Source organism: Bradyrhizobium sp. (genome assembly GCF_019244115.1).
Lineage (GTDB): Bacteria > Pseudomonadota > Alphaproteobacteria > Rhizobiales > Xanthobacteraceae > Bradyrhizobium.
Genome location: NZ_JAFATE010000520.1, coordinates 1 through 4,664 on the forward strand (window position 1 = coordinate 1; position 4,664 = coordinate 4,664).

The following is a 4,664-nucleotide window of genomic DNA, read 5'->3' on the forward strand; positions in this document are numbered from 1 at the left end:
CAGACCACCAACACGCCGCTCGCGATGAGCGATCTGCTGCTGGTGCTCGGCGTCTCGCTGATCACATCCAAGGGCGCCCATGGCGTTCCCGGCTCTGCCATCGTCATCCTGGCGGCGACGCTGTCCGCGGTGCCGGCCATCCCCGCGATCGGCCTCGTGCTGGTGCTGTCGGTCGACTGGTTCGTCGGCATCGCGCGCGCGGTCGGCAACCTGACCGGTAATTGCGTCGCGACCGTCGTGGTCGCGGCCTGGGAGAACGATCTCGATCTCGCCAAGGCCAAAAAGGTGCTCGACGCCGGCGAGGCGGAGGAGATCGAACTGCCGGCGTGAGGGAGACGCCGAACGCTTTCTCGTCGTCATGGCCGGGCTTGTCCCGGCCATCCACGTCTTTGGGCGCAAAGGAAGAAAGACGTGGATGCCCGCGACAAGCGCGGGCATGACGAGTGCAACTCGGCTAATCCCGTCGCGGGCGCTGCAGCGTAAACGTTTCGAACGGGGCGATCTGGCCGTCCGGTCCCACCACATCGTAGTAGGTGACCTTGATCGTGGTGGTGCCGCCGCGCTCGGTGCCCGGATCGAGTGCGAAGGCTGCAAAACCGTAGGCATGCGCCGCGTTGCGCACCGCCGACCACGGTGCCAGCTCTTTCACATAGACGGGCGGACGCTTGCCCGTCTTCGGGTCGACCTCGCCAACGGCAGTGATCACCCGGCAGGCCGGCGGATTGAAGAACAGCTGGTTCGACGGCACGGAAGTGCCGCCGCCGCCGATCACCATGTGCACCGTGCCCTTGGTGGTGTCGATCACGTCGGTCGTGGTCGCGGCAGGCAGCGGCGTCAGCGTGGCGTTGGATTCGCGGCCGCGGATCGGGTGCGAGCGCTCGTAATGATGCTCATGCCCGCACACCACGAGGTCGACGCCATATCTGTCGAACAGCGGTACCCATTCCTCGCGGATGCCGAGATCCGCGCCGTTGAACATGTCCGCCGTCGAGATCGCGACCTGGTGCATGCACACGATGATCCAGTCGATGTCGTGATTGTCGCGCGCCGCGGCCAGCTCCTTTTCCAGCCAGGCCTTCTGCGCGCCCTGCGAATAGCCGCGGACATAGGAATTGCCGCCGTCCTGATAGCAGACGTCGTCATTGGCGATAGAGATCACGCGCATCGAGCCCGCCGTGAAGGCGTACCAGAGCCCGCGCGTGACCTCGGTCTGGCCGGCGGCGTCCGGCACGGAAAAATAGGTCTGATAGGCCTGATAGCCGATCGGCCCGTTGCCGAGCTCGTTCTCGTGGTTGCCGGCCGAGGGCATCCAGGGACGCTTGCGCGCGCTGCGGCTGTTGTTGTCCCAAAAATCCCACCAGGTCCGCACCCGATCCTCGGCCAGATTGGCGTAACAGAGATCGCCGTTGAACAAATGAAACAGCGGTTTCAGCCGCTCCACGGCGAGCGTGGTGTCGCCCGCCGCCGGCGAGCCGAGATTGTCGTTCACGAAAGGCGGATTTGCGATCGTCACGCCCTCCGGCGGCACGAATTTCTTGCCGAGCGTCGGCGTGCCCTGATCGCCAAAGCTCGTAAAACTGAGCGGCGCGCGGCCGCGCGGCGCGGTGCGAAAAGTCGCAAACTCCGGCTCGGCGCCATCATGCATTGCGCCATAGAGATAGGCGTGATCAGCCTGCAGTCCGCCGAGTTTTGCATGATAGGCGTAGACGACCCGGCCGTGCTTCGCATCGGTGTAGCTCGCCGGCGTCGCCTCGACCGTCTGCTCGAACTTGCCATCGAGCTGCCCAAGCACGACGCGGGGATTTTTCACGGGCTGCAGCGTGTGCCAGGACACCACCATCTCGGACGATGCATCCGCGCCGAACTGCAGATGCAGCCCCGCGATCGGCGGCGTGTTTACCGGATCGGCCGCCGGCGCTTCGCTCGCTGCGGCTTCGGCGCCACCGGTTCGGATGACGGACGCCGCCACCACAGCCGCGACGCCGATGCCTGCGGCTGCAAGCAGCTTGCGGCGACTGAGTTCGAGGTCGAATTCGGAGTCTTTGGTCATTGGCGGCGCTCGGTTGCGAGACGGCGACAGGCTATCGCGTTTTCATGACAGTTCGGGAACGCGGATGGAGCCACAGCAAGTGTAGCCCGGATGAGCGAAGCGATATCCGGGATTCCCGCGTATCGCTTTTCCCTGCGCCCGTCGCGGGCCTCATGGTTCGAGACGCCGCGTGAAGGACGCGGCTCCTCACCATGAGGGCTTGAGACTCGCGCTCGGACCAAGACCTCATCCCGAGGAGCATCGCGAGGCGATGCGTCCCGAGGGATGGGCTACGGCGCTCAAGACCCTCACCCGAACGGCGTCAGGTTCACGTGGCGGTTGACGTCCTTGTAGAGCAGGTAGCGGAAGCGGCCGGGGCCGCCGGCGTAGCAGGCCTGCGGGCAGAATGCCCTGAGCCACATGAAGTCGCCGGCCTCCACCTCGACCCAGTCGCGGTTGAGGCGGTAGACCGCCTTGCCCTCGAGCACATAGAGGCCGTGCTCCATCACATGGGTCTCGGTGAACGGGATGACAGCGCCGGGCTCCAGGGTGACGATGTTGACATGCATGTCGTGGCGCAGGTCCGTGGGCTCGACGAAGCGCGTCGTGGCCCAGCGTCCCTGCGTGTCGGGCATCGGAGCGAGCGCGATCTCGGCTTCGTTGGTGACGAAGGCCTCCGGCACCGCGAGTCCCGGCACCGCGTGATAGGCTTTTCGGATCCAGTGGAAGGTCGCCGCGGCGCCCGCCGTGTTGCGCAGCGTCCAGGCGGTCCCCGGCGGGATATAGGCATAGCCGCCGGCGGTCATGCGATGCGTTTTACCGGACAGCGTCAGCGCGATCTCGCCGCCGACCACGAACAGCACGGCCTCTGCCCGCGCGTCCGCTTCCGGCTGGTCGCTCCCGCCCCCGGGTGCGACCTCCATGATGTATTGCGAAAAGGTCTCGGCGAAGCCGGACAGCGGCCGCGCGATCACCCAGACCCGGGTGTTGTCCCAGAACGGCAGATAGCTCGTGACGATGTCGCGCATCACGCCGCGGGGGATCACGGCATAGGCCTCGGTAAAGACGGCGCGTCCCGAGAGCAGGTCGGTCTGCGGCGGATGGCCTCCGGGGGAAGCAAAATAGGTCGGACGATCCATCTCTTGTCTCCCGCGCTTTACGTCGTCACCAGCTCGAACGGTGTATCGAGCCAGATTTCTTCGAGATTGCCGCCGCCCGGCCGATCGACGATCAGGAAGCGCTCGTTTTCGCCGAGCACCAGGAGCGGATGATGCCAGACATTACGCGCATAGTTGACGCCCTGGCGGCCGATCGCAGTGAAGGCGCGATAGCTGTCGAAATCTTGCGGATCGGCGCAGACCAGCACCAGCCATGGCTTGTCCTGCAGCGGGAAGAACAGCTGGCTGCCGAGCGGGTGGCGCTCCATCACCTTGATCGCGATCGGCTGCGGGCGCGGCCTGGCGTCGAACAGGCTGATATTGACGGGTGCGCCGCCCGAGGTGACCTCGATGTTTGCCAGATGGTTGAAGCGTGTCGCAAAACCCTGGTTGATCTCGATCGGCATGGCGCCGTCGGCTTCGACGACATCACCGAACGGGGCGAAGGCCGTCTTGGTGAGGGGTGAGGGGACGATACGATGCATTCGACGTTCGCTTGCATGAATGGCTAGATTGCCTCGCCGCGCGCCAGCGCGGCAGCCTGCCGGATCGCTTCGATGTTGGTGCGGTAGGCCTCCATCGTGCCGCCTTTGAACACGGCGGAGCCGGCGACGAAAGCATTGGCGCCGGCCGCCGCGAGCGCTCCTGCGACGTCAGGCGCGACGCCGCCATCGACCTCGATGTCGATGTCGCGCCCGGCGGTCATCGCGCGCAAGTCCTGGATCTTGCCGAGCGCCGAGGGGATGAAGGCCTGTCCGCCAAAGCCCGGATTGACCGACATCACCAGCACGAGGTCGATCATGTCGAGCACATATTCGATGGCGGACAGCGGCGTCCCCGGATTGAGCGAGACGCCAGCCTTCTTGCCGAGCGCGCGGATCGCCTGCAGCGAGCGATGCAGATGCGGGCCGGCTTCGGCATGCACCGTGATGTGGTCGCAGCCGGCTTTCGCAAAGGCTTCGAGATAGGGATCGCAGGGCGCGATCATCAGATGCGCGTCGAAGACCTTCTTGGTGTGCGGACGCAGCGCGCGGATGACGTCGTAGCCGTAAGAAATGTTCGGCACGAAATGCCCGTCCATCACGTCGAGATGGATCCAGTCGGCGCCGGCCTGGTCGACGGCGCGGACCTCCTCGCCGAGTTTTGCGAAGTCGGAGGCCAGGATCGACGGCGCGATGACGAGGGGACGAGGGCTGAACGCTTGGGTCATGGCACTTCTTCGGCTGAAACCGCGGCCTGAAGGGAGCGCGGCGGTTTCCGCCTAACACGCGCCAGCCACCTTCCGCAACGGGGCGGAAATTTCTGCCGGGACCGGCAGCTCTTGCCGGTGGATTTTATCGCGCAGCAGCGGCCGAAGGCCCGATTTCATTGGATTTTTTGCGATGGCATAGGGTTTGCCATGGAAAGGCCGAGCCAAGTGTCGTGGTATTTGTCGGAGTGTCCCATGCTACCTGCCCTTGCTGCCCTGTCCGGACTTG

5 protein-coding genes are annotated in these 4,664 nt (G+C 65.2%); 1 reads left to right on the top strand and 4 read right to left on the bottom strand.

What is annotated here, in order from left to right:
• Window positions 1-330, top strand: a 330-nt coding sequence (locus JOZ76_RS23115; RefSeq protein WP_291702244.1) for a cation:dicarboxylate symporter family transporter, incomplete at its 5' end; no start/stop codon positions are given.
• 124 nt (window positions 331-454) lie between these two features.
• On the opposite strand, the gene JOZ76_RS23120 is transcribed toward JOZ76_RS23115, so the two are convergent.
• The 4 genes from JOZ76_RS23120 to rpe all read right to left on the bottom strand — a co-directional run bounded on the left by JOZ76_RS23120 (window position 455) and on the right by rpe (window position 4,396).
• Window positions 455-2,050 (bottom strand): purple acid phosphatase family protein, encoded by a 1,596-nt coding sequence (locus JOZ76_RS23120; RefSeq protein WP_291702246.1) that lies wholly within the window; start codon window positions 2,048-2,050, stop codon window positions 455-457.
• A gap of 287 nt (window positions 2,051-2,337) precedes the next feature.
• The gene (locus tag JOZ76_RS23125; protein ID WP_291702248.1) at window positions 2,338-3,168 is read right to left on the bottom strand and encodes a bifunctional allantoicase/(S)-ureidoglycine aminohydrolase; all 831 of its coding nucleotides are present in this window, start codon (window positions 3,166-3,168) and stop codon (window positions 2,338-2,340) included.
• Window positions 3,169-3,185: 17 nt separating this feature from the next.
• Window positions 3,186-3,671 (bottom strand): ureidoglycolate lyase, encoded by a 486-nt coding sequence (locus JOZ76_RS23130; protein WP_291702250.1) that lies wholly within the window; start codon window positions 3,669-3,671, stop codon window positions 3,186-3,188.
• A 23-nt stretch (window positions 3,672-3,694) separates the two neighbouring features.
• Window positions 3,695-4,396, bottom strand: a complete 702-nt coding sequence (rpe, locus tag JOZ76_RS23135) for a ribulose-phosphate 3-epimerase (protein ID WP_291702252.1) — start codon at window positions 4,394-4,396, stop codon at window positions 3,695-3,697.
• Between the last annotated feature and the right edge of the window lie 268 nt (window positions 4,397-4,664).

Excerpts from the sequence above, each read along its gene's own strand:
- JOZ76_RS23130 (WP_291702250.1), bottom strand. The coding sequence starts at position 3,671 with ATGCATCGTATCGTCCCCTCACCCCTCACCAAGACGGCCTTCGCCCCG.
- JOZ76_RS23125 (WP_291702248.1), bottom strand. The coding sequence starts at position 3,168 with ATGGATCGTCCGACCTATTTTGCTTCCCCCGGAGGCCATCCGCCGCAG.
- rpe (WP_291702252.1), bottom strand. The coding sequence starts at position 4,396 with ATGACCCAAGCGTTCAGCCCTCGTCCCCTCGTCATCGCGCCGTCGATC.
- JOZ76_RS23120 (WP_291702246.1), bottom strand. The coding sequence starts at position 2,050 with ATGACCAAAGACTCCGAATTCGACCTCGAACTCAGTCGCCGCAAGCTG.